Raw genomic sequence first — 26,982 nt, forward strand, 5'->3', positions numbered from 1 at the left:
ATTCTGTTTTTAATAACGTTTTTTCTTATGTTTTCCGGGGTTGGGAAGGCACAACATGTACCGGTTTCGGAGGTAGGACTACCTCCTAATCAGCAACATGTGAGTGTTCTTTATCATCATGGAATCGTTATTCCTCATCATGCGAATATGATCTATTTTATAGACGATTTCTCACGAGGTGTGGAAGTGAATTATGGTTTGTGGCGTTTCGACCGGGCTGGTTGGCAACAGTATTACAATTATCCTGAGGTTGGGGTGGGATTTTTTTATAACTCCTATGGCAATCCTGATATTTACGGACAGGGGATGGCGGTTTATCCTTATCTGAAATTTCCCATTGTCCGGACCTCCCGTTTTACATTAAAGAATAAGGTGGCAATGGGACTGGGTTATACCAACAATCCGTTTGATCCACAGGAAAATCCATGGAATCAGATTTTCGGCGCTAAGCTCAATGCATATGTCGGTTTTGGGCTTTATACCGGTTACCGGATTTTGGATCACTGGTCCTTGTATGGTTCAGCTTCATTGAATCATATGTCGAATGGTGCTGCACGTAAGCCCAATAATGGTATCAATACCCTTACTTTCAGCCTGGGAACCCGCTATCATTTTCTGGATGATAAAATGCCACAGTTGAAGCGGCATGATGCGCCCCGCAGAAATAACAGGGAGATAGAGGTGTTCGTAAATTACGGACGCAGTCAGGCCAACGATTACAATTTCAATATTTATTCCTCGGGCAGTTTGAGCATCAATCACATTTGGTACCGGTCGGTTAAGTCTGCCTGGAGTGCCGGATTGGATGCCATATATTTTGGAGCTGCTCCATATGCATATCCTGATATAAAAGAGTACATTGATCATACCGACAGAATGTTTTATGGTGCATTTGGGGGCCGCCACTGGATTATGGGGAAAACCTCTCTTTTTGTTCAGGTGGGGGTTTATCTTTATTCACATATAAAACCACCTCAGCCGGTTTATCCCCGGTTAGGTATCCGCCACCGGATTACGGACCGATTGGTGGCTAATTTCAGTGTGAAAGCAAGTTTTTTCAGGTCTGAATTTATGGAGTTTGGATTGGGATACCGTATTCCATATAAAAAGAATGAATTATGAAAGGTATTTGGACACTATTGATATTGGCAATTCTTTTTTCTGGGTGCGACTATACCGATGCTTTGCTTAAAGACGGGAAAATGATCCGAAAAGAGGTATTGCTCGGGTCCATTGAGCGGATAGAGATAGATACCTCCGTTGAATTGGTTCTTACCAATGGGAGGGATTCGGTGGTTGTTGTGGAGGGACTTGACTTTCTTGTGCCCCGGCTGGTGTTAAATCAGGAGGGGGACGTGTTGAAAATTGAGTCGGAAGGTTTGATTGGTTTTAGAGAAAAACAGCTGCCAACCGTTACGGTTGGAGTTTCCGGGCTTAAACGAATTACCTCTAACTTTCCATCCAGGATAACCAACACGGATACATTGAAATTATCCTCGCTTTCGGTGGTGATTAACGGTCGCGGAACTTTTACACAGTGTGATTTGTTGGTTGATGCAGGAACGCTCTCTCTGGCCGCCTATGGCAGCAATGTTGGGAACCATATTTTCAGAGGGAAAGCCGATAAGCTGATTGTCAATGCAGAAGGGTTATCAACGGTTGATGCGTTGCAGCTGAAGGCAAAAACGGTTCGTATGGTTCAAAAATCGGTAAACTCGTCCTACGTAAATGCTGTGGAAGCGTTGAGTGTGGATATTTTTTCTTCCGGTAATGTTTATTACATCGGTAACCCTGATACAACGCTTAAAATAGGTGATCCCTTGTATGAAGTGGAACTTGGTACATTAATAAAGTTGACGGAGTAATGTAACCGCGTTATTGATTGGCGGTTTCCTTTTTCTCAAGCTCCATTTGTTGCTCCAGTAAATCCTGCAGCGTATTGTTTTGGAAATAATCGGCAATGATGTTGTTGAGTCCTGACCAGAACTTCTTGGCAGAACAGGTATTCTCCCGGTCGCATTTGTAATTCCTTTCAATACAATCGATAACACAAATGCCGGGCTCAAAAGCATTGTTGATGTCCAGGATTCTTATTTGATCTGCGGGACGTGTAAGGATGTATCCGCTTTTCTTACCTTTAACATTGGTAATCAGTCCTGCCACTTTAAGTGCATAGATGATGTGATCCAGGTATTTATTGGAAATATCCTGGCGTTCGGAAATGTCTTTCTGAAAAATACCGTTATTGTTGGTTTCGCGGGCAATCTCGACCATGGCTCTGAGGCCGTAACGGGTTTTAGTGTTAAATTTCAATGCTACAGATTTTTACTTGTTTAAAGTAAGCCCAAAGTTAATAAAAACTTCATTATTAACCTTTACCATGCCCATGAATTTGGATGGTGGTTCCAGGTTGAAGTCTTGCAGACTGATATTAACCTTGCCGTTAAGGTGGACGGATTCCTCTCTGCAGTCATGTATGCGGCCAGGTATTTCATAAGTGTTGGATGTTCCGGCAAGTCCTACTTTTATTTTCGGAACCACCGTGCTTTCAGCACCGGCCGGTAATTTAATGTTTTCAAAGAAGATGGTAATATCGATGTAGGGATATTCAGAAGCTTTTATGAGTTTTAGAAAATCATCAAGCATCATGGGATTTGACGGGTTGAATTCGTTTGCGGGAATTTTGAGCTTTATTATTTCCCCTGAATGACTTTCTTCTTCAATAATCTCATCCTTTTTGCGGAAGACCTGCTCAAAGTGAAAATGGTTCACATTGGTTGAACCTTCTATTTTTATATAGTTGTCGCACTCTTCAACGATTGATTCATTGTGATGAGGGAGGTGTTTCTCCGCCATTGGTTGCCCGACAACATGGAAGAAACAGAATAAAAAACTTATTACCATCACCATACGTAATCTCCGGTAATGCTTGAACTCATTCTGGGAAATCCGTTTAACCGGTTTTGTATAGCCGGCTGGTAACAGTAATAAGTTTTTTAACTTCATATGTCTGATTTTTTGTTTTTGAAAATCAGCTGGTTGTCTTGATTAGAAACTGATGGCAGCTTCTAACAGCAAGCCGTTGAATTTGCCCTCATTGAGAATGTCTCCGGTAGCAAATCCGTCATATTTCTGACTTACATATTCTACCTTGGCAAGAATATTTTTGGTCATAAACCAACCACCACTTAACTGCACCCGGTTGATGTCAACGTCTTCTCCGGTGGCAGTTTCACCGCCAACTGTATTGTAGCGTCCGCCTACGTAAAAGTTCTCTTCATTGCCAAAGCGGTATATTAATTCTCCTGACAGTTGTGTGAAGTTTCTTGTGTCAGCTTCGCCGTTGGATTTTCCGCTGGCAGATTCTATTACTCCGAAAAACTCCAAGCCGCCTAACTTCACAAATGGGTTGACCATAAAAGCAGTCAGTTCGTTATTGAAACCCGGATTCCATCGTCCTGAGCGGAAGTTTCCTGAAGCTGAAGCATCCGGAGCTTCCATTACATAATAGTAACGTGATCCTGCACGGTCGCCGGCATACAGATATGTCCTTGCACTTTCTCCGGTAGTGTAAACAGAACCGGTCAGGCGGAATCTGAAGTCTTCATCAATTTGTTTGTCATAACCAACTTTTCCAACGAATGATGCTTTTGTGGTGCCGGGATTGGTGACCGATTGGTTCAGCTTTCCGTTTGTCAGACCCACCATTCCGATAAAGCCATTGCTTCGGTAATATACCTCTCCACCCACTTCTGTGGTAAAGGCATCCATGATGAGGTTGCCCACAAATGGGTTGTAAATGGCTCTTGCATTGTCGGTTCTTCTGAAGTGTGCATCACCGTAATTGTTTTCCATATGACCTATTTTGATGGTTACTTTATCCATCAGGTCAGCCATAAATCCTTCGCGAATGAAATCCAGTTTGTCGATTTGGAAGTATCCGCCTTTTACGTATGGCTCTGGGTGGTGACGTGATGATAAATAGGTGCGAAGGTGCATTTTTACACCATCATAAAGGTGCACATCAAGGTCCAGGTTGGCTGTTGCCAAATTGAAGTTATCACCAATCTCAATCAATTCCACATCTCCTGAGTTTTCATGATCTACTGCCTGGAATTGAATGGTGGATGCTCCACCAATTCTTACCTGAACACCGTCGAAATTATCGGCTGTGTCTTTAGGCGCTTCAAAGTCATTGATTCCACGCTGATCGGGAAGTCTGAAATTCTTAAAGTCTCTGTCGTTTTGTGCGCTGGTGGTAATACCTGTTGCCAGAAACGCCAGCAATACTAAATATTGAAATTTCATATTTACTTTTTTTATTGGTTTGTAATGCAATAAGTTGAATGATGATTGTTACTTCAATTCAAGATTGATATTGACTTTTACTTCATCTCCTGTTTTTATCGTTCCGAACATTGCTGTCGGTGGATCCATTTCATAGTCACTCATTTGAATGGTGGCCGTTCCTTTTACCGTAATATTTCCACTCTCCTGATAGGAAAGGTTGATGGGTAAGGATACAGGTCTGGTTTCCCCGGCAATTGTAAGGTTGCCTTTGATCTGAACTTTTTTGTCATTGCCTGCCTGAATATTCAGTGGAGCCGACTGACGAAAAGTCAATGCAGGAGCTTTTTTTGCTTCCAGAGCTTCATGAGCTTTTTTGTCCATCATTGAGTTGTCGCTCGATAGTTTATTGGCATCACCGGTTAAACCGGCTTTTGTCAGGGTAAAGGAGCCGTCATCGTTTTGGGTAACTTCAGCCGTAGCCCTGAAATCTGACAAAACCATTTCCCAATCGTGAAGGGAGGAGGTTCCGGTAACTACAACCGAATTCTTGTTCCCTGTCAAATTAAGTGTTTGAGCTTTGGTTGCTGTAGTACTGATAATTGTCAAAGCAATGATCAGCAGTGTCTGTAATGCAAATCTGGTCATATCTTTAGTTTAAAACATTAATCCTATTGCAAAAGTAGTATAAAATGATAAAGTTTTAAATACTTTGGAGTCTTTTTTTTTATTTTATCGATTATTGCCCTGTGAAGTTTTAAGGTAAATGAATGCTTCGCCTTGCTTACAATGATCTTGTTTTCCCGATTAGAGTATGATGGAGTGGGTGATTTTCCCTGTAAGATTCATTCGGTTGGCGATTGTAGAAAATTGAGTCAAAATGTGTCTGTTACAGAACTGTGTCGTTTATGATGAGCCCAAGTTTGAATCGAAGATTGGCCCGGTCATTAACCGGGATTACGTTGAAACAAGAAGGAAAGATCCCCCAATGGGAGTGAAGTTGATTACATTCCCAGTGGAATCATCTCCATTAGCGGTTGCAGAATATTCGAAGTTTGACGTAAATGTATCGGAGGCACCACCACTTTAAGTGCCAAAGGCATGATGTCTATGTTCACGGTTTTGCCCAGATTGACCGGTTCTCCATCCACATGTCCCAACAGGGGGTGTGGGTGGTTGATTGTTATTTTTCGTGCTTTAACAATCTTATCGTATTTGCTTTTGTCGATAGATTGATCGACCAGGCTTATTAGCAAGGCCGGAGCGGTATATTTCGGAAAATCTTTGATCAGACAAACATCAATCAATCCATCGTCAATACGGGCTTGTGGAGCTATGTGGAAATTGTTTCCATATTGACTGGAATTGGCAAAACTTATAAGAAAAGCATCCAGTTCTGTTAATTCTCCGTCAATCTCTATTTTGTAATGATCTGATTTGTATTTGGGGAACTCTTTGGATATGAGTTGCATATAGGCCAGGGGGCCCCGCTTTTTTTTATGGGCAAACTGATGACTGATGTAGGCATCAAAACCAATGCCGGCAACGTTTAATGAGTAATAGTCGTTGATTTTGATGGCATCAATGGATTTTATATTTCCATGGTTGATGACATCCAGGGCTTTATTGACCTTGAATGGCATTTGCAGAAAGCGGGCAAGTCCATTGCCCGATCCGGTAGGGAGAATGCCAAGTGCTGTTTCGGTATTGAGCAACCCGCGGCCAACTTCGTTGACAGTTCCATCGCCACCAACAGCCACAACAATGTCGAAATTTCCGGCTGCCTGCCTGCTTATTTCGAATGCGTGATCAGGGTGCTTTGAAAAAAGAATCTCAATGTCCAGACGCGAAGCATCTGTTTCATTCTGAATAAGCTTTGCCATGTCTTTCTGGCGTCCAATGCCGGAAGCCGGATTGATAATATATAAAGCCTTCTTTTTCATTCAATACCTGTTGGTTTTGCGGCCACAAATTTACATATATATTTTTGAAAATACCTCATTTGTGTTAGTCATGGACAATTTTTATGAGAAAAGTGAGATAATTTTATTTTCTTTGATAAACTAAAATACAAAGTCGTGGAAACATTAATTCAATTGGATCAGGAGCTTTTGCTGTATTTAAACTCATTCACATCACCTTTGTTTGATGCTGTTTTCTGGTTGATTACCAGTAAAACCATTTGGGTTCCGATGTATGTAATGATACTCTATGCAATTTTTAAGAGTCAGGGAATTAAAGGTTTTGTGACCATTGTTTTTCTTGGTTTGATGGTGCTTTTGTGTGATCAAATCTCCACCAATATTTTCAAAGAGGGATTTGAGCGTTTTCGTCCGTCACATGAACCTGCCCTGGAAGGATTGGTTGATCTGATCAATGGCAAAAAAGGAGGGAAGTATGGTTTTGTCTCCTCTCATGCAACCAACTCCTTTGGTTTAGCAGTGTTTTCATTGCTTCTGTTCCGATTTCGATGGTACACCGTATTTATTTTGTTTTGGGCAGCGTTGAATAGTTATTCCCGTATTTATATGGGGGTGCATTATCCGGGAGATATTCTGGGTGGCTTAGTATTGGGATCCGTTATAGGTTGGTTTGTTTATTGGATGTACCGGAAAGTTGCTTCCAGATTCCTTTTGATTCCTGACAGCATAACCCCAACAGCCGGAAGACGGGAGTTCTCATTGTCAAATGTACGCTTGGTCGTTTTTACGGGACTCATCACTATTGTTTTAATATTGCTGTCGGGTAAAATAATTCTGCCGCTCACGGTTTAGGATTTCTTTTACATTGGTGCCTTAATTGGATTGATATTGAGCGTGTTATTTAAGAAACAAGAAGGGGTGAAGTATAATTTTTGTTAAAACCAATATTTTTGATGTTAAATCTGTTTTAAACCTTCCTTTTTTTTCTTATTTTTATATCACATCAATATCAATAACCTCTTTAAATCATTTCAATTATGAGCACTACAATAACATTCAATCAGCTCAGGAAGATTAAGGATAGTCTGCCTGAGGGAAGTATTCGCAGCATTGCCGACTCGTTAAACCTCGACGTAGAGACAGTCAGAAATTATTTCGGAGGGGCCAACTACGATCGGGGCAGAAGTATTGGAATTCATCTGGAACAAGGCCCTGATGGTGGCGTAGTGGAACTTGACGATACCACCATCCTGGATATGGCCAGAGAAATCATTGAAGGAAAAAGAGAAGTGCATATGAGTAACTGATTGAAGCGTTGCCTTACCTGAAAGGGTGAGGTTTTATTATGATACTATGTGGAACCCGGGGGTGTTTTCAGAATTATGAGAACACCCCCCTTTTTATGGTCAGGCAGCAGTTATGCAACTTCTTTTTTTAAGGATGATTTTAGAATATAAAATCCGATAAGCCCTGCCGCAATGGAGCCAAAGAAAATACCGATTTTGGCTTGATTCATCAGTTCCTGGGTTTCAAATGCAAGACTTGAGATAAAGAGCGACATGGTGAATCCGATACCTCCTATAAACCCGAGTCCGACAAAAGCTTTCCATGGAATGTTACGAGGCTTCACAGAAAGTTTCAGCTTTACGGCCAGCCATGAGAAGAGTGAAATTCCGATGGCTTTTCCAAAAACCAGACTTACTGCAATGGCGATGGATAAGTCGTTGAGAATGGCCCCGCTGGACAGCGGAGAACCCGGGGACAGAATTGTCACCCCTGCATTGGCCAGCGCAAAAAGTGGAAGAATAAGATAATTGACCACTCCGCTGAGATTATGTTCAATCATCTGCAGCGGGCTTTGGGTTTTCTTTACCAGCGATTCTACTTGATCGATTGCAGCCAACTGCTTGTTGGTCATTACAAATTTTTTATCATCACGTGGTAAGGTCGAAAAATGCTTTAGCCCCTCTTTTATCCTAGGCATAAAGTCATTGATGTGAATTTTAGGACGCATTGGTATGCTGAAGGCTACTAAAACACCTGCAATGGTGGGGTGAATTCCTGATTTGAGGAACAGAAGCCAGATGATAAATCCCACGTAAGTGTAGAGATAGAGATTTTGTATGTTAAAATAATTGGCGGCAAATAAAATCATTAATAATCCCAGTGCAAAGAACAAATAGTACCACAAAATGGTGTTGCTGTAAAACATGGCAATGACCAACACTGCTCCGAGGTCATCGACAATAGCCAGGGCTGTAAGGAATATTTTCAAACTTAAAGGAACCTTTTTCCCCAGAATTCCTAAAATGGCCAGAGAAAAGGCAATATCTGTGGCCATGGGTATTCCCCATCCCTGAGACATCTCCCCGGAGAAACCAAATGAGACAAATAAAAGAATCGGGACAACCATGCCCCCAATAGCTCCGAAAACAGGGAAGATGGCCTGGCGGAACGAACTTAACTCTCCCGCGATAAATTCCCGTTTGATTTCCAGTCCTACCACAAAAAAGAAAATGGCCATCATGCCATCGTTAATCCAGTGCAGTAATGACTTTTTGAGTTCAAAGGGCGCCAACCCCAGGATGAAATCATATTCCCAGAGTGATTCGTAATATCCTTTCATGGGGGAATTGGCCCAAAGCAACGCCAGAAAGGTTACAAATATTAACAATACACCACCACTGGTAACATGTTTTAAAAACCACTGTATGGGATCTGTCAGATTGGGTTTAGGGAATTGAGTTCTCTTCATTTTTAATGTTGGTTATTTTGTTATTCTTTTTTGTTGTCCCGGCTATTTACGAACTTACCTGTATTATGTTTCAGCTAATTTATATATTTAGAGCTTTGTATATATATGTCTTTTTACATATGTGTCTGTGTGGCATTGAATTGTCATCTTTTTTTCTGTGATAAAATAGATTTTGTCTGAATAGTGACTCCTTCCTGCGTTAAACATTCTTAAAACTGAGCCAGGGGAGGATAATCAGACGCAAAGGACTCTACCTTTGCCGGTGTCAAAAAATTACCTCTCTCTCTAATATTTATTCTTATGTTTTTCTTTTATGCGATGATCATAGTCTTTGTTCTGGGCTATGGGTTGATTGTTTTTGAACACGTCAATAAAATTGATAAAGCGGCTACGGCCCTGTTTACCGGAGCTATTCTCTGGACACTATTGGTTATTGATGCTCCACAAATAATGGGTATGCATTTAAACCGGAACTGGAGTGATTTTTCTTCCGGTCTGGGAATTCCTGAGACCGCCCAGGTCATGGAGTTTGTTACGCAGCATGCTGTTATTGAGCATTTGGGAGATGTTGCTTCCATTATCTTTTTCCTGTTGGGAGCTATGACCATTGTGGAGGTAATTGACCGATACCAGGGGTTCAGGATTATAACAGACCGAATTCATACAACAAACAGAATTAAGTTGTTGTGGATCATTAGTGTGCTGACTTTCTTCATTTCGGCAGTTTTGGATAACCTTACCACAACCATTGTGATGATTGCTTTGCTCCAGAAATTGCTTTCAAAACAGGATAATCGCTGGCTTTTTTCAGGGATGGTGGTTGTTGCTGCCAATGCGGGCGGTGCATGGTCGCCCATGGGTGATGTTACCACGATTATGCTGTGGATAGGTGGTCAGATTACAGCTGCGGGCATTGTGAAAACGCTTATTTTGCCCAGTCTTGTCACGATGTTGGTGCCCCTGGCCATTCTTTCTTTGGTGATGAAAGGAGCCACCAATCGTCCATTGCTGGAACCTGATGAATCGGCAGAGTTTATTCCCTATAAAGACCGGTTGAAAATTTTGGTTTTCGGAATACTGGCGCTTGTGGCAGTTCCGGTGTTTAAAGGACTGACTCAGTTACCACCATTTCTGGGGATGTTGCTCGGGTTGGGTGCTCTGTGGATGTACACCGATCGTCATTTGAAAAGACGAAATGTTTTGGATAAAAGGAAATTGAGTATTGTTAAGATTCTCGAAAGGGTGGATGTGGCTTCTATCCTGTTCTTTTTGGGAATACTACTGGCGGTGGCAGCCCTTCAAACAGCGGGTCATCTTAACCTGCTGGCTCAATGGCTGGATGAAAATGTTTCCAATATTTACGGGATTAATATCATTATTGGCTTTCTGTCATCTGTTGTGGATAATGTCCCTTTGGTGGCTGCATCGATGGGAATGTACGATGTGCCACAGGTAGCAGATGTGGCCATGGCTTCCGATTTCTTTGTGGATGGTAATTTTTGGTCCTTTCTGGCATACTGCTCAGGAACAGGTGGAAGTATTCTTATCATTGGTTCGGCTGCAGGAGTGGCTGCCATGAGCATGGAAGGAATTCCATTTTTCTGGTATCTGAAACGAATAAGTTTATTGGCTTTATTGGGCTATATTGCCGGTGCAGGCACTTATTTACTGATGTTTGCCTGGTAAAAAGAGCAGGTGAATCTGGAAATAATAGTTTTAGCCTGGACGATTCATGTACTTTCTTAATGATATGATCGAATACCAATAAATACTGGCAACGTAAAGAAAATTGATGAAGAGAACAATGAATTATTTTCAAATTAATTTTTTGAGGAAGTTTTTATTTGGCAGGTAGTTGAACATCTTAATAGAAAAATTGTGAATAGTTCAGTCCTCCCAAAAGCGTGGCCTTTTCCTTTTAAAGGAATACATAATGTCGCATTGGTAGGGTGAGGCTTTGTTTTATTAAGGCCGAAGGTTTAAAAGAAATTGTATTAAATCAATCCCCCCCTCTCATTATTGGTCGCGTCGCGACCAATAATGAGAGGGGGCGTGGGGGATACCTCAAAACCCAGGGCGTTGCCCTGGGCTATTTCGTTTAGGCTTTCAGCCTGTTTACATATTACCTGGTTTATGTATAAGGTAGTTAGAACAATACTCCGTTATCCCGAAGTTTCGGAAAAATTCAACTATTTGCAGAACATGGTTTTTTGTCGCTTAAAACACAGGTTATCATCATTATATGAATTGTCTTACATCTTAAATCTAATAGTCTAACGATCTATTGTTAGAACAAAGCTTCAGTATAGCAGTTTTTTATCATCTTCACTCATCTGTTCAATTGCTTTTTTGGTTGTTTCCAGTTTTTCGGGAGTGCCAATATCAAACCACAAGTCGTGTTGACTTTCGTATCCTCTGAATGTGTGGTTACGTGCCAGCCGGAGGTAAAGCTCCATAATGGGGAATTTCCCGGTTTCAAGAATTAAATCGAAAATCCGGGGCTCTACGATGTGTATTCCCTGGAAACCGAATGCGTTGTATCTGGAGGTTTCTTTGGTTATGATTTTGTCACCGGTTTTCAGGTTTTCCCATCCCGCCAGTTCCATGTGTTCATTGAAGAGCAGATGCCGGGTGGTGTGGCGTTGCTTTACCATGAGTGAAGCAAGTTCCCCGTGCGACTGATGGAATGATATAAATTTTTTTAGATTGGCGGTGGTCACAATATCCACGTTGTAAAGGAGCATAGGATTTTTATTATCGAACAGGGGACGGGCTTTAAGAAGGCCTCCGCCAGTGTCCAGTAATTGCTCCGATTCATCCGATACAACGATTTCCATCCTGTCAGAACGAAAGCGATTTATTTCCTCAATGACCAGATCACTAAAATGATGTACGTTGACCACTACTTTGCTGATTCCTGCATTCTCCATTTTGAGCAGAGCCATCTTAAGCATAGTCATTCCGTTGACTTCAATCAAAGCCTTTGGTTTATTATTGGTAAGAGGTTTTAATCGTGTGCCCAGACCGGCAGCAAACAGCATTGCGTTCATTTGGTAGATGTTAGTCAGTAGGTTGTGGTGAATAGTCTTTTGTTAGTCAAATATGGTCATAACTTATACCACAAAGCCCACCTATTTGACTAGAATTACTATCCTTTTCGTCATTTATTCGTTGCGATAAAATGAAGATATCAAAACCTGAAAATGGAATTGTGGTGTCGTGCTTTATTCAAGATCTAATACTATCTGAATGTTTTCTTTTACCAATTCTATCAGGTTGTCAGGAAGAACACCAACCCTGTTTGTCAGACGTTTATTGTCAATTGCTCGGATTTGGTCAATCATAACATCACAAGCCTGATGTAAATTTGCTGTTCCTTTTTTTATGTGTACTCTTAATATTTCAGAATCTCTTTTCACGTTTGTTGTAATCGGGCAAACAATGGTTGAGGGATGAGGAATATTATTGAGCAGGTTTGTTTGAATCGTTAAAACAGGTCTTGTTTTTCCCGGTTCAGTCCCAATTTGTGGATTTAGGTCTGCAATCCAAATTTCGAATTGTTTAATCTGCATAATCTATCTCCTCAAAATCTTTTAGTGCAGACATAGAATCAGATTTAACTATTTCCGATTCCTTCCTAAGCTTTTTCTCAAGAATATTTTTGCGCTGAACTTTGTTGTAATAGTCTAAAGCTTCATTTATATAACGGTTTCTTGGTTTCTTAATTCGAGAGAGAATTTTTTCTGTCTCACCAAAAATCGAATCATCTATTTTCAGGGATACTGTTTTCATAACACATGATTTTTTTTACTTGTATATTACAAAGGTATATCTTATTTGTATGTTTATCAAGTGTGTTTAGTTTCTGCCCATGAATTACCACTTGCGTAGTTACGCTTGCCGCCAAAATACTCATCCCGATAGTGCTTTTTGTTGTTTTTTTGCTCAAAAACCTTACATAAGCTATTTCAGGACTACGTTTTTTGCGTCTTGCGCCACCTATCGGTCGCCAAAGGCTTGCTGACGGCACGGTGCTAAAGCTATAGGCGGCACGCGGTCGCAAGCCTCGAAATTCGCAATTTCTGACAAGAAATTAAAAACAAATTTTACCGGGTTGATGGACAGACTCTATTAATAGATGTTGCCTCCCAATAATATTACCCAAAAAAGAGCAATCAACGTTCCTTTCTGCTTTCATCAGAAATGCCGCTTTCCGGTTCGTCGGTAGTTCCGGGAGTGCCAATGCTGCGGGCTGCGCGGGCAATTACATGCGCTGCAACGGGTGAGAGGAATACCAGTACTCCGAATACAATGGCAGATTCAAGCAATACAAACCAATCGAGAAACAACAGATTGACACCAATGAGCAGCAGCAATAATCCCAGAGATGAAACTTTGGTAACGACATGCATTCGTGCATACAAATTTTTAAATCGCCAGATACCGACAGAGGCAATTAAAACAACGATTGCACTGATTAACAATATGGCTCCTACAATATATTCCATCATTGGTCTTTGTTTTGTTTATACAGATAACGGGCAATAATCATTGATCCAAAAGCCAGAATAAAGGCTACAACCAATACCACATCCAGAAGGAGTTTCTCCCTGGTGTAAAGGACGTCGCATACCATCATTCCAACAATAATAACTCCGATCTGATCGAGGGCCACAACCCTGTCGGGCAGGGTAGGTCCTTTGAAAAGACGTAAGAAGGGGAATATGAGACTTATAGAAAAAATATACAAAGCAATGAGTGCGGCATATTCCAAAAAAACATCGGCATGGGTCATATCACAAAGCTTTAGATAACAAACTTTCAATTTTACCGGTCACTTTCAAAAAATCGGCATGGTCACTCCTGTTGAGCAGATGAACCAGTATTTTATTGTTCTCAGAGTCAATGTCAATACTCATAGATCCGGGAGTCATACTAATGAGGTTAAAAAGCAGAACAACCCTCCATCCTTTCTTAAGTGTTGATTGATATTCGATGAGCATACCATCTTCTCCACGACTTCCCTTCACCACTTGCATGGCAATGGCCAAACCGGATTCGGTGACCTTGAAGGCGTAGTAGATGAAAAAGTATATGAAATAGAGTGGTTTCATTTTTAGTTAATTAGTTGTTCTTTAGCTTATAGTTCTTGGCTCATTGCTTTTAGCCCCCTGTACCCTGCTCCTTGCTGCATGCCCCTTGCTCCATGGCTTTGCTCCTTATTGTGGAACCGGAAGTCCTCCCTGGGGGGGATTTAGGGGGCTGTTAGTTATTCTCCAATACAAAGTTGATGTAATCAGAGGGTTGCATTAGGGATTCTGCCGCAAGCGTGCAGTATTCTACAATTGGTGTGGCAAAAACTCCGGCCAGTATAATAATAATCGCCATCGCACCTGATGACCATTTCATCCAGTTGATGTTAACAGGCTTATCGTCCAGCAGGGCTATTTTAATGATGGGGGCAGGAATTTTATCGGGTGTTTTTTTCCAGAATACTTCCATCCAGATCTTTACCATTGAGAAAAGGGTAAAGAAACCAACAAAGAGGGCGGTAAAAGCAATTCCCAACTGCTGGGCTTCGATGCCTGCTTTGATGAGCAGGTATTTTCCGATAAATCCGCTGAGGGGCGGTAATCCGGCCAGACTGAAAGCGGAAATAAAAAAGAAAATGGCCCAGAGGGGGTGTTCTTTATAAAAATCGCCCAATATTTTGAGGTTGAGCGTTCCTTTCTGTCGGTGAACATATCCGGCCACTAAAAAAGCATTGGTTTTTGAAATCATGTTGTGCGCCAGGAAAAATATGGCTCCGGCGAGACCGCCTACCGTAAAGAGTCCCAGTCCCATTACCACGTAGCCCACCTGACTGATGATGTGAAACGATAATACTTTGCGAAATTCAAACTGGGAGGTTGCCGTAATGACCCCGATTACCATGCTGAGCCCTGCAATCCATAAGATCAGGGGTTGCCAGAATTGACTGTTCTGATGCAAAAACAGGGCATAGAAACGGATGAGTGAGTAAATGCCAACCTTGGTCAGCAATCCGGCAAATAGCGCGGTAACAACCGGGGGTGGGGTGTGATAGGAGGCAGGTAGCCAGAAAAAGAAAGGCACCAGGGCTCCCTTGATGGCAAATCCCACAAAGATGAGGATGAATGCCGGATTTAATTCCGGTGGCATTGTTTCAAAATTCATCAGTTTTTGCGCAATGTCGGCCATATTGAGGGTTCCCATTTTACCGTACAAAAGACCGATGCCTGCCACAAAAAAGAATGAGGAAATGAGGTTGAGAATCAAATATTTGATGGCTCCTTCGAGTTGGTTCCGTTCTCCGCCATGACTCATCAGAATGAACGAAGCCATCAGCATAACTTCAAACCAGACATAGAGGTTGAAGATGTCGCCGGCAAGGAAGCTGCCGTTGACACCCATTAATATGCCAAACGAAAAGAGATAAAATCCAAAACTTTTTCTGCGAGTGTCAACCGATTGGATGGAGTAGGCCATGGCAGCCATAAATACAATGGCTGATACCAGTACCATCAAAGCACTAAGCCGGTCGGCAATAAGGGTGATGCCGTAAGGGGCGGGCCAGTCGCCCATCTGCATTTTTACCATTCCTTCGGTGTTCACTTCCACCAAAAGAAATACCGCAACGAGCAGGTTGAGGGTGGCGGCACCCAAGGCAACATATTCCCGGCCATGAAAATGGCGAAACAGAAAAGCAAAAATCATGAATGCCAGAGGCAAAAAAACAGGTAAAGCTATTATCATTTCTGGTCGGTCTTACTCAGTTGATCCAGGTCGTGTGTCCCGGTAGTTTCAAAATATTTATATTTCAATGCCAGTATGTAGGCGGCAATGCCCAATCCTATTACTATGGCTGTAAGTATCAATGCCTGTGGCAGAGGGTCGGTCATGGTTTCCAGAGTGGCTTTTTCGGCTTCGTCGCCAATGAAACTGACACCGCTGCGGGTAATCCCTCCCGATAGAAAGATGATCAGGTTGGTGGCATTACTGATAACAAATACCCCGAGGATGAGCTTTACAATACTGCGGCGAAGAAGCAAATAAACACCGCTGGCATATAACAATCCGATAAATATTGCAATTACGAGTTCCATTTCAGTACATCCATTATGTTGGTGAATATTGACACAATCATTCCCACTACCAGCACAAAAACTCCAATATCAAAGAGCAGCGGTGTGCCCAGGGCGATGCCGGCCAAAGAGGTCCAAACACCTGTCAGCGGAGGTTTTCCCAGCGTCATAGGAATCAATGCTGCGAGCAGGGCAATGAGCAGACCGCTTCCCATGATGTAACGTGGATTAACTCTGATTTTTTCAAGTACTTTTTCCGAGCCAAAGACAATTCCATAGAGCAGAAATCCTGCGGCCGCAATAATACCACCGATGAATCCTCCTCCGGGACGGTTATGGCCTCTGAACAGCAGGAAAAGAGCAAAACCTACCATGACATATAAAAAGAGACTTACGATGCGTTCCAGTACAATATTTCTCATTTCTCAGATTTCTTTTTTATGGGGTTGAATCGAAGCAGTGTAAACACACCTGCTGCAGCCAGGGCCAGAACAGTTATCTCCCCCAGGGTGTCGAGGGCCCTGAAATCAACCAGAATTACATTTACAATATTGCGTCCATGACCTTCCAGATAACTTTTTTCTGCAAAAAACTGCGAAATGGGCTCTTCCAGGTTGATGAATCTGGCTTTGAGGACTATCATTGTCATCATGGCCCCAACGGACAGGGCTATGATGGCATCGCGAATGCGTGATTTTTTACTGGAAAGTACTGCAAAATCGGGCAAATAGAATATTACCATGACGAAGATGACCATGATAATGGTTTCGGCCAGAAACTGTGTGATAGCCAGGTCAACCGCTCCATAGAACATATAAAGAACTGCCACACCATATCCCAGCACTCCCATGGAGACAATGGCTGAGAGCCGTGACTTGCTGAAAACGGCAAACAATACTGCCATGGCCGATATTATCAGGACCAGAACGACATGCATTCTCACAGGGGAACTTTCTGAGGGGTGGAACCATTCTCCACCGGCGCTGAGCAATTGATAGACAATCAAAAGCAGGGTGGCCATAAAAAAAGTAATGAGGTAGTATCGATGATACCCGTGTTGTATGCGGTTGGTATGTTTACCGGCAAAACTCAGGTAATTGCTGATGAGATTGTTGAATTTTTCCGGCAAATGATACTGGTCGGTCCACGGAATGATGATTCCTACCAGTTTGCCAACGGGGCGCCGAAGAATAAAGATGACGGTTCCCATGGCCACGGTAAAAATACTCAGCAATAAAACCTGGTTGAACCCATGCCAAAGAGTCAGATGAACATCCACTGCCTGCGACTGCACGTAAAACATGGCGTTGGACAGAATGTTATTGAGCCATCCAGGGGCCATTCCGAGACCTAATCCGATAAGGGCCAGTATTACAGGTCCTGCCAGAAAGTTGCCCGGCAGCTCTTTTTCTTTGTGAAGAAGGGCGATGGCGGGTTTATTTTTGCGTGGGATGAAAATTTCGTAAAAAACCAATATGGAAATGGCTACCATCATCATATTGGCGGCAACGCCCAATGGAACCACAAGCCAGGATAATTCGGGCATCTGGACCTTGGCATCGTAAATCAGTTCTTTTCCGATAAAACCAAGCATCGGCGGGAGTCCGGACATACTCAGAAGGGCCAGAATGCCTGCTATACTTGTCACCGGCATGCTTTTTAACAGTCCGCTTAACCTGGTTATGTCGCGTGTGCCGGTATTTTTGTCGATGATACCGGCTACCATGAACAAACCACCTTTGTACAAACCATGGACTATGAAAAATATCAATGCTGCCTTGATGGAAGCGGTGGTATTCATCCCGATGAGCATAACCATAGTTCCCAGAGCGCTGATGGTGGTGAATGCCAGAATGCGCTTCAGGTCTTTTTGACCCAGGGAAAAGAATGCACCAATAAACATGGTAATACCACCCGTCAGGATTAATGCTCCTTTCCAGGCGATGGTACCGCCCATGACCGGGTTCAGACGCAATAACAGAAAGATTCCCGCGTTGACCATCGTAGCAGAGTGCAGATAGGCGCTGATGGGAGTCGGGGCATTCATGGCACCGGGAAGCCAGAAGTGAAATGGAAACTGTGCCGATTTGGTGGCTACGGCTACGAAAATCAGTAAAAAAACTGTTTGATATTGTGAATGAGCGCCGAAGTGAAAACCTTGTGAATAGAGTTCACTAAGACGGAAAGTTCCGGCAAGGTTACCTATCATGATGACGGCAAACAGCAGACAAAGTCCTCCGAGAGCAGTGATGAGCAGTGCCTGAAGAGCTGCCTGACGTGGCTTGTCCTTATCGTGATCGAACCCTATCAAAAAGAATGAAGTAATACTGGTCAGTTCCCAGAAAATAAAGAGTGCCAGAAGGTTGTCGGCAAATACAAGCCCCAGCATGGCTCCCATAAACAGGATCAAAAAGAAGTAGAATTTTGTCTTTCCTGCGTATTTGGCCATGTAAAACGAAGAATAGCCGAGCACCAGTCCTCCGATTCCGCTTACCATCATTCCAAATATCAGACTGAGACCGTCTATGCGGAACGAGAACTGCATTTCAGGCAGGAAGCCAAAACCGGTTTCTACAATGCGTGCTGTTTCATCCGGCAGCGAAAAAAACAGGAAAGTTAGTGCCCCGAAAAGAGCAAAGGGTACCAATGCCAGAATTCGTCCGGTATAATTTTTAAGCAATGGACGAAGAACGGGAACCATTAGTCCCATCAGAAAAATAAGAACTATTAAAACAATTGCCAGCTGCTCCATGCTGTAGTGTTGAAAATTTAATTTTTGTATTGTTACAATTTATCCGGTTTGCACAATTTATCTTTCTTCTTTGCCGAATGACCGCATTTTTTACATTCAAATTTGTGTGATGGCTTCAGCTCTTTTTCTTTTCCGGTTTTACACTTTTTCTTGCTCATAAACGGTTATTTATTGAGATGTAGGGAAGTAACCGCTCATGCTTTGTTTTATTGGGGCCAGGAGGCTCTTTCCATATGCTTTAGCTCCACGTTTACCGGGAAATGTTTTCGCAGGTAAAGAGCCAGCTTTTCGGCACAATATACCGAGCGGTGCTGTCCTCCAGTACAACCAAAGCTGAACATTAAATGTTTAAAACCTCGATTCAGATATTTTTGTACTGCCTGGCTTGCCAGGGTGTAAACACTTCCCAGGTATTGATCCATCTCATCCTCCTTTTCGAAAAAGGCAATTACCTCCGGACTTAATCCTGTTTTACTTTTGTATTCCTCATACCGTCCAGGGTTGTGAATGCATCGACAATCAAATACAAAACCGCCGCCGTGGCCGGAATCATCAACCGGAATTCCCCTTCGGTATGAAAAACTGTTGATACTGATGGTGAGCTTTGGTGAATCACTTAATTGCTGCAGTTTTTCTGATTTTGTAACCTGCCACAAGGCAGCTTCCAGGGCGGGAAATTTGACCGGAAGCGAAAGATTGGTGAGGATGAATTTGAGATTTTCTATGGCGTAGGGAATACTTTTGAGAAAATGTTCTTTGTTTTCATAGAATCCCCGAAATCCATAAGCTCCCATGGCCTGCATGATGCGGATAAGTACAAATCCCTGAAAGAAACTTTTGAAGGATTCTTCGTCCACGTCTGTTTTCTTTTTAAGGGCGGAGATATAAAAATCCAGAAGTTCCCGACGCAGTTCGTCAGGCAAATCTGCTTTGGCATCATAAAGCAAAGATGCCAGATCGTATTGCAGCGGGCCTTTGCGGCCTCCCTGGTAATCAATAAATGCCGGACCGTTATCAGTAACCATAATGTTGCGCGATTGAAAATCACGATACATAAAATAGTTGCTGTCGGCCTGTTGCAGGTATTCCGAAAAAGCATTGAAATCGTCTTCCAGCAACTGTTCATCGAATGGGATGCCTGCCAGCTTCAGAAAATAATATTTGAAATAGTGCAAATCCCACAGCATTGATTGTTTATCGAAACTGTGACGTGGATAGCACAATGAGAAATCCAGGTCCGCAGAGGCATCCACTTGAAAGCGAATGAGATACTCTAAGGATTTTTTGTAGAAACGGACGATGTCACCGGAAATGTTTTTGCCTAATCTGGTCGTTGAGAGCCAGTCGAACAAAGTGGTGTTACCGAAATCTTCCTGCAGGTAACTGTCGGTGGAGTCACTCACACTGAATATCTCGGGTACCGGGAGCTTCAAAGCTTTGAAATGACGACTGAATTCAATAAAAGCCCGGTTTTCTTTCTTATTGTGATTGATGGTGCCGATTGCACTTCTAGTGGCTCCGGAAATGCGAAAATAGCGACGGTCAGAACCGGAGGGAGGCAGCGGAGTGAAACTTTCGGTCTCTTCACCGGCCCATTTTAAAAATAGTTCTTCCAGATGTGGTGGATATGAATTTTTCAATGTCAATCAGTTTAAAATAAAGAAAAAGGAAAAATCTGGCGATACTGCATCCATGCAAAAAGCACCACGAAAAGAAGGGAGGGTAAAAGGTCGGTTATTTTTAGTTTTCCCAAATTCAGGATGTTGATGCCCAGACCAATCAATAATACCCCGCCCGTAGCTGTCAGCTCATTGACAACGGATTGTGCAAAGAAATCGCCCAGCCACATAGACAATAAGGTTATGCCACCCTGATAGACGAGAAGAGGAATCACCGAAAAGAGAACGCCTACGCCCATGGCTGCGGCCAGTGCCATGGAAGAGAATCCGTCCAGTACCGATTTGGTAATCAGTAGTTCCGGGCCTTGTCCCATGCCTTCGTTGATGGCACCTAATAAAGTGAGTGACCCCATACAAAACAGAAGAAATGAGGTAATCAATCCTTCTGTAAATCGCTCATCGGTAAACCGAAAACGGCTTTTGATATTTTCAGACATGTTCTCAACCCGTTCTTCCAGTCGAAGCAGGCCGCCTGTAATACCTCCGAAGAGCAGGGAAAGAACTACTGTGATGATCCATTGACTTTCCAGAAACATGGAAACACCCAAACCCATGGTAAACAGGCCGATGCCATGAAATACAACTGTTACCACTCGTCGTGGCAGTCGCTGCTTAAAAATAAGGCCGAGAATGCTTCCGGCAATTACGGTGGCTACATTGACAAGAGTACCTGTCATTTTCTGGTTTTTTTTGATGTCCTGCAAAAATAAGACACACAGGGTTAAGAAAAAAGAAAAAGTGAGAAAAAGGAACAGGGGGCATTTAGCAATGACCAATGAACAATGATTAATTAGCAATGACCAATGAACAATGAGCAATGAGCAATGAGCAATGAACAATGAGCAATGAGCAATAAACAATAATCAATGACCAAAGGAAAGTTAGTCTGACGTTGCTCACCAACTCGCCAGCTTTTTTATCCCGGGGATTGAAATTTCAGACAACAAAATAGGTGGTACCTATGGCACTTTTTGGGAATACCCCGGCTTTCAGATTTTTTTCCCGATGTAAAATGCATAACCGTAGAACTTTTTGTACTTATAGTAAAGTTCGGTTTCGTGTTTTTGGTTAGCAATAAAGTCTATTGCTGTCTTGTTTCCTGCATTTTTATTGAGGAATATCTTCTCTGCCCTGACTTGTGGTTTGTAAAAATGGTCAATCCAACAATCCTTAGGAAGAATAAATGAAGCTATAGGGATGTATCCTGAATCCTGCATCTTTTGCATGTTGCCCGGGATCGTATCTATACCCGGATAGGCGTCTTTCCAGAATGAATCAATCTCTTTCGGTCGTTCGGTGGTAAACCAGGAGGCTTCGCTTACTGCCACATAACCTCCCTTTTTAAGGAATGGTCTCCATGTTTTCAGTCCGTTTTCAAATCCGATGTTGTAGATGGCCCCTTCGGACCAGATAAGATCTAATGATTCTTTTTGAAACGGAAGATTGTCCATGGAGCCGATGATTCCTTTTACCCTGTTCTCAAGTCCTGATTTTCGTATATTAGAATTGAACAAGTCAATGAATTTGGGAAAGAGATCCAGTCCGGTGATCTGCCCCGGAGCGTTTTGAGCCAGCACAATGGTTTGTCCGCCGGTGCCGCATCCGAGGTCAGCAATTTGTGATTCACTGCTCAGGTTGTCGATAAAACTGAGGGCTTTGAGGGTGACGTCCGGACTTCCGGGGCCCTGACGTTCCAAAAGTGAGAAATATTCACAGATCAGTTCGATTTCAAAATCGTGAATGGAGCTATTGTCGTTACTCATGATGTTTAAAATTGATAGATTAGACATGAAACCACAAAAGAGGGCAATAAGGTAATTGCTACACGGGAAAAATGTGGAAAACAATATTGATAGGTGTAATTTTTAGATAATTTGAATGCTGCCGGTAAAACTCACAACAACATATAAAATTAACGTAAAATAAACACTCCGGCATGAAAATGCCGGTTTTTTAAGGAGGGATAACCACGGGCAAAAATGCCTGAGGTTATTTACTTTACCAGATCCGAAGTAATTTTAAACATCCAAAGATTTTAGTACTTTAAAGATAAGAAATATTTCTTTGTGAATGCAAGAAAAAAAGTTGTTAAGTGATGAGGATGTGATAAATGGGTAGAAAAAGTTATCTTTAGTTGCTGGATATAAATTTGATGGTTTATTGTCAAGATAAAATACCTATGTTAAAGACCCGAAATGACAGATATGACGGTGTGATTGTGGACAACCAAACACTTCCGGTGAACAGTGACGCCTTTAAAAGAGAAATAAAACAGCTGATTGAATCCTCTGGTAACAAAAAAATAATCTGGATTAGCATTCCGCCTCACCAGGCCGATTTTATTCCGATTCTTATCAAACTGGGTTTTGAATTTCATCATTGCGATGATCAAAATCTTATGCTTCTGAAGAGAATGAAGCCTGATGTGGTGGTTCCTACCACAAAAAACTATATAGTAGGAGTGGGAGCTATTGTGGTGTGTGATGGAGAATTGTTGGTGATTAAGGATCGCTTTTATCCGGGATATAAACTCCCAGGAGGACATATAGAACGGGGCGAATCAATTAAAGAGGCCCTTAGAAGAGAGGTTTTTGAAGAAACCGGTGTCCATATTGAATTTGAATCTATTGTAAACCTGGGGCATTTTCAGAATGGGCAGTTTGGTGAGTCTAATCTCTATATTGTTTGCACTGCCAGAGCAAAATCGAAAGAGATTTCTGTAATGGATGCTTCTGAAATTGCTGAAGCCAAATGGATATCTCCTGAAGAGTTTTTAGGCTCTGAGGAAGTAAATACTTACAACAAAAGTGTCGTGGAAGCTGCCATCAATAATGGTGAATTGAAGTTGACAGAGCAGAAAATAGAGTTAAGAGTGGCTTCGGGAGAGGTATTCTTTTAAGTGTTTCCCGATTCTTTTCAGGCTCTGTTGTCTTGAAGCCTGGTAGTTTCAATACATTGACAGTCAACTCGTTACAGACAAGGCAAACCTGCTGCAATTCACTCATAATAAAAACTTTGCGTCATTGCGTTAAAGTTTCCCTTAAATGAGGGCAGTCTAAAGTCTCTAAAGGTTTTTCCTTGCGGGGGGTATGGTCTTGCAGATTCCTAACAATGAGATTCTTCACTGCGTTCAGATTGACAAAAACCACGAAGCTCCTGATTTTTGGACAATCGCTGGTGAAATTTTTGGGGAAGCAGGACTTGAAAATCTTAACAGAAAATTTATTCAGGCTTAAAACCAATCTTTGAACTTAGGTGTTTCTTTGGTAATGAAAAAACAATCACACACAATACAATTATTCTATGAAAGAAGTCCCGATTGTTTGTGAGTTGTTCTCCCGAAGCAACGGGAAACTTATAATTAAATTTTATACTGATGAAAGCAATCATTCCTTTTTTGATTTTCTTTTTTCCCGGAGTTATTGACGGTATTGCACAAAATCAGGCAACCGGATTTGTTTATGAGGACATCAATCAAAATGGCAAAAAGGAGAAGGGAGAATCAGGTATTCCTAACGTGGCTGTATCAAATGGCCGGGAGGTGGTGTTGACTGATTCCGATGGGAAATACAAACTGCATGTAGGGGCAGATCATACTGTTTTTGTAATAAAACCTTCAGGTTATTTGCTGCCTGTGGATGATTACAATTTGTCACAGTTTTACTATACTCATAAGCCTGATGGTTCTCCTGATCTGGACTACAGTGGCGTTGTTCCGACAGGCGACTTGCCCCGGTCCGTTGACTTTGGTCTTATTCGCGGTTCTGAAAAGGAAGATTTTACCATGTTGGTTTTTGGTGACCCTCAACCCTATACCCGTGAAGAGGTGGAGTACTTCTACAAAGGAATTGTTAAGGAACTGGAAGGAGTGGAGAATGTTGACTTCGGATTAAGTCTCGGAGATTTGGTTGGGGATGATTTGAACCTTTTTCAGCCTTATAGGGAAGTTGTTAAAAAGGTTGGTGTTCCCTGGTTCAATGTGATGGGGAATCATGATATGAATTTTGATGTGAAAGCTGATTCGTTGTCGGATGAAACTTTTGAAATGCACTTTGGCCCGGCCAACTATTCGTATAATCACGGAATGGTTCATTTTATTGTGCTTGATGATATTCTTTATCCTGATCCGCGTGATGGAGAAGGGTATTGGGGCGGATTTACGGAAGATCAACTGGCCTTTGTAAAAAATGATTTGCAATTTGTTCCCAAAGACCGTCTGATTGTTTTGGCTTTTCACATTCCCCTGAAGGAAGGAGAATCCGGGGATTCGTTCCGTGATAGTGATCGTGAACAACTTTTTGACTTGTTAAAGGATTATCCGCATACCCTGTCACTTTCAGCTCATACCCACATTCAAAACCAGTATTTTTTCGGACCTGAGGATGGATGGCAGCAAGACCGCAGACATCACGAATACAATGTAGGAACGACCTCCGGTGATTGGTATGGTGGGCATTTTAATGAGCAGGGAGTGCCTGTTTCCACGATGCGAGATGGCACACCGAAGGGATATGCTTTTCTGCATTTTAAGGGGAACCAATACTCTGTAAGGTATAAAGTGGCCGGGGAATCAGACGATTATCAGTTGAGCGTTTATGCCCCAAAAGTGTTGCCTCAGAACGAATGGCTGAGTGCACCCCTGATGGTTAATTTCTTCATGGGCAGTGAACAGGATTCTGTTTTTTACCGAATTGATGAGAGGGGGTGGCAGCCTATGGTTTTTGTGCAGACATACGACCCCTCTTATATTTATATGATGCAGGAATGGGACTATGTGGATGAATTGTTTCCGGGTAAACGGCCCTCCAATCCCTCGGAATCCACCCATCTTTGGATGGGGCGTCTCGATAACCATCTGGAGGAGGGCAACCACACCATCGAAGTAAAAGCAAAAGATATGTTTGGTCGGGAATACAGGGCTACAAAGGACTATAGAATCGTAAAACGCAAATAGAAAGATTATCGCGTTCTGAGTATTACTCCATGGAGAACTCAATCTACATAGAAAGGGATTTTGGTTGGTTTCTGGGATGTTTTGAAAACAATCGTCAGCATCGTCATTATGCCATTCAGTTAAGCATCCCCATTAATAGTTTTGTGGATGTTGAACTTACCGAAAAAAACATCTCTACGGAGTCTCCTGTTTTAATTAAACCCAATATTTCTCATCGGATAACTTCAAATGAAGAACAGTTTTTATTGCTCATCAATCCTGCCTCAACCATTGGTCATTTCTGGAATAAAACCGCTGCCAATACTGTTTCGGAAATTAATCATCCCGTTATAGCGGCATTGCTGGCTGTTATAAAAGATGGGGCATTAGATACAGGTGAGCGTAGGTCGAAGATAAATAGTCTGATTAAATCGTATGATTGTTTTTGTGATTCCTTCATTCATCAAGGAGATGACCGGATAAACAAAGCTTTAGGGTATTTGGCCAGCCAAACAAATCGTGTAGTTCCGTTGGATGAGATTGCCGGTGTTTGTGCCTTGTCGCCCGACAGGTTCCTGCATTTGTTTAAAAAGGAAACCGGTATGACCTACCGACGGGCTCAACTATGGGCTAAGCTTGTTGATGCCATTCCATTAATGAGAAACTATTCTGTCACTGAAACAGCTCATGAAGCAGGATTTGCTGACAGTGCGCATTTCAGCAGAACTTTTCGGGAGAATTTCGGCTTTAATCCCCGCGAAGTTTTGAAGTTTAGCTGGTTTATTCAAGTTTAAGAGAGCAGTGTTTTCGATTTTTGTACTCAACAGAAATAAAAATCAAAACACTATGAAAACGTATTTAGAAAAAACTCCGATTCTGGACTATGACCATTCAGATATTCAGTCGCTTATCTCCAGCGAAGGATGGTGTGAGCAGGATGCATTCACCAAAATAAGCAGTATCTACAATTTTGTGCGGGATGAGATCCGGTTTGGATATAATATAGATGATAATATACCGGCATCAAAGGTATTGGCTGATGGATACGGCCAGTGCAATACCAAATCCAATTTGCTGATGGCGCTTCTCAGGGCGGTCGGCATACCTGTCAGGATTCATGGTTTTACCATCCACAAGGCTTTGCAAAAAGGAGCGATTACAGGCTTGTGGTACCGGCTATCGCCTGAAAACATCTTACACAGCTGGGTTGAGGTGTACTTCGAAGATGAATGGTACAACCTTGAAGGTGTAATACTTGATAGATCTTATTTTTCCGCATTGAAAAGAAAATTCCCTGATTGTAAAACTTCTTTCTGCGGATATGGTGCTTACACCGATTCATTTGCCAATCCTCCAATCGATTGGAACAGGAATAACACCTACATACAACATAAAGGAATCAATCAGGATTTTGGCCTTTTTGACTCTCCGGATGAGTTTTATAAAATGCATGGCCAGCAACTAAACCTCATAAAAAAATGGATTTTTCGAAATTTTGTGCGACATTTAATGAATAGAAATGTGGACAGAATAAGAAAGAAGTTCAATTAA

The 26,982-nt window shown here is 42.2% G+C and carries 28 protein-coding genes; 9 read left to right on the forward strand and 19 right to left on the reverse strand.

The genetic code is table 11. The features are described 5' to 3' along the window. Positions 1-27 precede the first annotated feature (27 nt). The gene (locus BY457_RS05500; RefSeq protein ID WP_258176629.1) at positions 28-1,122 is read left to right on the forward strand and encodes an acyloxyacyl hydrolase; all 1,095 of its coding nucleotides are present in this window, start codon (positions 28-30) and stop codon (positions 1,120-1,122) included. Continuing rightward, on the forward strand, positions 1,119-1,865 hold the full coding sequence (locus BY457_RS05505; protein WP_106152321.1) for a GIN domain-containing protein: 747 nt from the start codon (positions 1,119-1,121) through the stop codon (positions 1,863-1,865). The genes BY457_RS05500 and BY457_RS05505 overlap by 4 nt, the downstream gene beginning before the upstream one ends. A 10-nt stretch (positions 1,866-1,875) precedes the next feature. Here BY457_RS05505 and BY457_RS05510 read toward each other — a convergent pair whose 3' ends face one another. The 5 genes from BY457_RS05510 to BY457_RS05530 all read right to left on the reverse strand — a co-directional run bounded on the left by BY457_RS05510 (position 1,876) and on the right by BY457_RS05530 (position 6,230). Further along, a complete protein-coding gene (locus BY457_RS05510; RefSeq protein ID WP_106152322.1) occupies positions 1,876-2,313 on the reverse strand; it encodes an RrF2 family transcriptional regulator in 438 nt (145 codons plus the stop codon). 12 nt (positions 2,314-2,325) lie between these two features. Continuing rightward, the gene (locus BY457_RS05515) at positions 2,326-3,006 is read right to left on the reverse strand and encodes a YceI family protein (protein WP_106152323.1); all 681 of its coding nucleotides are present in this window, start codon (positions 3,004-3,006) and stop codon (positions 2,326-2,328) included. A 42-nt stretch (positions 3,007-3,048) separates the two neighbouring features. Beyond that, a complete protein-coding gene (locus BY457_RS05520) occupies positions 3,049-4,308 on the reverse strand; it encodes a hypothetical protein (protein ID WP_106152324.1) in 1,260 nt (419 codons plus the stop codon). 48 nt (positions 4,309-4,356) lie between these two features. Then, positions 4,357-4,935 carry a YceI family protein gene (locus tag BY457_RS05525; protein ID WP_106152325.1) on the reverse strand — a complete coding sequence of 193 codons (579 nt, stop codon included), beginning with the start codon at positions 4,933-4,935 and terminating at the stop codon, positions 4,357-4,359. Positions 4,936-5,291: 356 nt separating this feature from the next. Next, complete coding sequence (locus BY457_RS05530; RefSeq protein ID WP_106152327.1) at positions 5,292-6,230, reverse strand: diacylglycerol/lipid kinase family protein; 939 nt, start codon at positions 6,228-6,230, stop codon at positions 5,292-5,294. A 135-nt stretch (positions 6,231-6,365) separates the two neighbouring features. Between BY457_RS05530 and BY457_RS05535 the strand changes: the two genes are divergently transcribed. Then, a complete protein-coding gene (locus BY457_RS05535; RefSeq protein ID WP_106152328.1) occupies positions 6,366-7,061 on the forward strand; it encodes a phosphatase PAP2 family protein in 696 nt (231 codons plus the stop codon). A 185-nt stretch (positions 7,062-7,246) separates the two neighbouring features. Continuing rightward, entirely contained in the window at positions 7,247-7,516 is a 270-nt protein-coding gene (locus BY457_RS05540) for a DNA-binding protein (RefSeq protein WP_106152329.1), read from the forward strand. A 110-nt stretch (positions 7,517-7,626) separates the two neighbouring features. Here BY457_RS05540 and nhaA read toward each other — a convergent pair whose 3' ends face one another. Then, positions 7,627-8,964, reverse strand: coding sequence for a Na+/H+ antiporter NhaA (gene nhaA, locus BY457_RS05545; protein WP_106152330.1), 1,338 nt, complete (start codon positions 8,962-8,964; stop codon positions 7,627-7,629). 300 nt (positions 8,965-9,264) lie between these two features. On the opposite strand from nhaA, the gene nhaD reads away from it, so the two are divergent. After that, on the forward strand, positions 9,265-10,650 hold the full coding sequence (nhaD, locus tag BY457_RS05550) for a sodium:proton antiporter NhaD (protein ID WP_106152331.1): 1,386 nt from the start codon (positions 9,265-9,267) through the stop codon (positions 10,648-10,650). 614 nt (positions 10,651-11,264) lie between these two features. Here nhaD and BY457_RS05555 read toward each other — a convergent pair. The 13 genes from BY457_RS05555 to BY457_RS05620 form a co-directional block, all read right to left on the reverse strand. Beyond that, the gene (locus tag BY457_RS05555) at positions 11,265-12,014 is read right to left on the reverse strand and encodes a nucleotidyltransferase family protein (protein ID WP_258176630.1); all 750 of its coding nucleotides are present in this window, start codon (positions 12,012-12,014) and stop codon (positions 11,265-11,267) included. A 174-nt stretch (positions 12,015-12,188) separates the two neighbouring features. After that, positions 12,189-12,536: a type II toxin-antitoxin system PemK/MazF family toxin gene (locus BY457_RS05560; protein ID WP_106152333.1), complete on the reverse strand. Its 348-nt coding sequence runs from the start codon at positions 12,534-12,536 to the stop codon at positions 12,189-12,191. Continuing rightward, on the reverse strand, positions 12,526-12,756 hold the full coding sequence (locus tag BY457_RS05565; protein WP_106152334.1) for a hypothetical protein: 231 nt from the start codon (positions 12,754-12,756) through the stop codon (positions 12,526-12,528). Before BY457_RS05565 ends, BY457_RS05560 begins: the two co-directional genes overlap by 11 nt. A gap of 383 nt (positions 12,757-13,139) precedes the next feature. Continuing rightward, complete coding sequence (mnhG, locus tag BY457_RS05575; protein ID WP_106152335.1) at positions 13,140-13,475, reverse strand: monovalent cation/H(+) antiporter subunit G; 336 nt, start codon at positions 13,473-13,475, stop codon at positions 13,140-13,142. Continuing rightward, complete coding sequence (locus BY457_RS05580; RefSeq protein ID WP_106152336.1) at positions 13,472-13,759, reverse strand: monovalent cation/H+ antiporter complex subunit F; 288 nt, start codon at positions 13,757-13,759, stop codon at positions 13,472-13,474. The genes mnhG and BY457_RS05580 overlap by 4 nt, the downstream gene beginning before the upstream one ends. Before the next feature lies 1 nt (position 13,760). Next, positions 13,761-14,078: a Na+/H+ antiporter subunit E gene (locus tag BY457_RS05585; protein ID WP_106152338.1), complete on the reverse strand. Its 318-nt coding sequence runs from the start codon at positions 14,076-14,078 to the stop codon at positions 13,761-13,763. A 151-nt stretch (positions 14,079-14,229) separates the two neighbouring features. Then, the gene (locus tag BY457_RS05590) at positions 14,230-15,738 is read right to left on the reverse strand and encodes a proton-conducting transporter transmembrane domain-containing protein (RefSeq protein ID WP_106152339.1); all 1,509 of its coding nucleotides are present in this window, start codon (positions 15,736-15,738) and stop codon (positions 14,230-14,232) included. Further along, entirely contained in the window at positions 15,735-16,088 is a 354-nt protein-coding gene (locus BY457_RS05595; RefSeq protein WP_106152340.1) for an NADH-quinone oxidoreductase subunit K, read from the reverse strand. The genes BY457_RS05590 and BY457_RS05595 overlap by 4 nt, the downstream gene beginning before the upstream one ends. Next, positions 16,076-16,489 carry an MnhB domain-containing protein gene (locus tag BY457_RS05600; protein ID WP_106152341.1) on the reverse strand — a complete coding sequence of 138 codons (414 nt, stop codon included), beginning with the start codon at positions 16,487-16,489 and terminating at the stop codon, positions 16,076-16,078. The genes BY457_RS05595 and BY457_RS05600 overlap by 13 nt, the downstream gene beginning before the upstream one ends. Then, entirely contained in the window at positions 16,486-18,819 is a 2,334-nt protein-coding gene (gene mbhE / locus BY457_RS05605) for a hydrogen gas-evolving membrane-bound hydrogenase subunit E (RefSeq protein ID WP_106152342.1), read from the reverse strand. Before mbhE ends, BY457_RS05600 begins: the two co-directional genes overlap by 4 nt. A gap of 206 nt (positions 18,820-19,025) precedes the next feature. Next, positions 19,026-20,459: a RapZ C-terminal domain-containing protein gene (locus tag BY457_RS05610; protein ID WP_106152343.1), complete on the reverse strand. Its 1,434-nt coding sequence runs from the start codon at positions 20,457-20,459 to the stop codon at positions 19,026-19,028. 11 nt (positions 20,460-20,470) lie between these two features. Continuing rightward, positions 20,471-21,175 carry a DUF554 domain-containing protein gene (locus BY457_RS05615; protein ID WP_106152345.1) on the reverse strand — a complete coding sequence of 235 codons (705 nt, stop codon included), beginning with the start codon at positions 21,173-21,175 and terminating at the stop codon, positions 20,471-20,473. A gap of 312 nt (positions 21,176-21,487) precedes the next feature. Further along, positions 21,488-22,261 (reverse strand): class I SAM-dependent methyltransferase, encoded by a 774-nt coding sequence (locus BY457_RS05620; RefSeq protein ID WP_106152346.1) that lies wholly within the window; start codon positions 22,259-22,261, stop codon positions 21,488-21,490. A 416-nt stretch (positions 22,262-22,677) separates the two neighbouring features. Between BY457_RS05620 and BY457_RS05625 the strand changes: the two genes are divergently transcribed. The 4 genes from BY457_RS05625 to BY457_RS05640 all read left to right on the forward strand — a co-directional run bounded on the left by BY457_RS05625 (position 22,678) and on the right by BY457_RS05640 (position 26,982). Beyond that, positions 22,678-23,397: an NUDIX domain-containing protein gene (locus tag BY457_RS05625; RefSeq protein ID WP_181256390.1), complete on the forward strand. Its 720-nt coding sequence runs from the start codon at positions 22,678-22,680 to the stop codon at positions 23,395-23,397. Between the two features lie 477 nt (positions 23,398-23,874). Next, the gene (locus BY457_RS05630; RefSeq protein WP_106152349.1) at positions 23,875-25,452 is read left to right on the forward strand and encodes a calcineurin-like phosphoesterase C-terminal domain-containing protein; all 1,578 of its coding nucleotides are present in this window, start codon (positions 23,875-23,877) and stop codon (positions 25,450-25,452) included. Between the two features lie 29 nt (positions 25,453-25,481). Then, on the forward strand, positions 25,482-26,225 hold the full coding sequence (locus tag BY457_RS05635; protein ID WP_106152351.1) for a helix-turn-helix transcriptional regulator: 744 nt from the start codon (positions 25,482-25,484) through the stop codon (positions 26,223-26,225). A gap of 52 nt (positions 26,226-26,277) precedes the next feature. Then, entirely contained in the window at positions 26,278-26,982 is a 705-nt protein-coding gene (locus tag BY457_RS05640; RefSeq protein ID WP_106152352.1) for a transglutaminase-like domain-containing protein, read from the forward strand.

The sequence above is a fragment of the Marinilabilia salmonicolor genome, from assembly GCF_003003035.1.
GTDB classification, from domain to species: Bacteria; Bacteroidota; Bacteroidia; order Bacteroidales; family Marinilabiliaceae; genus Marinilabilia; species Marinilabilia salmonicolor_A.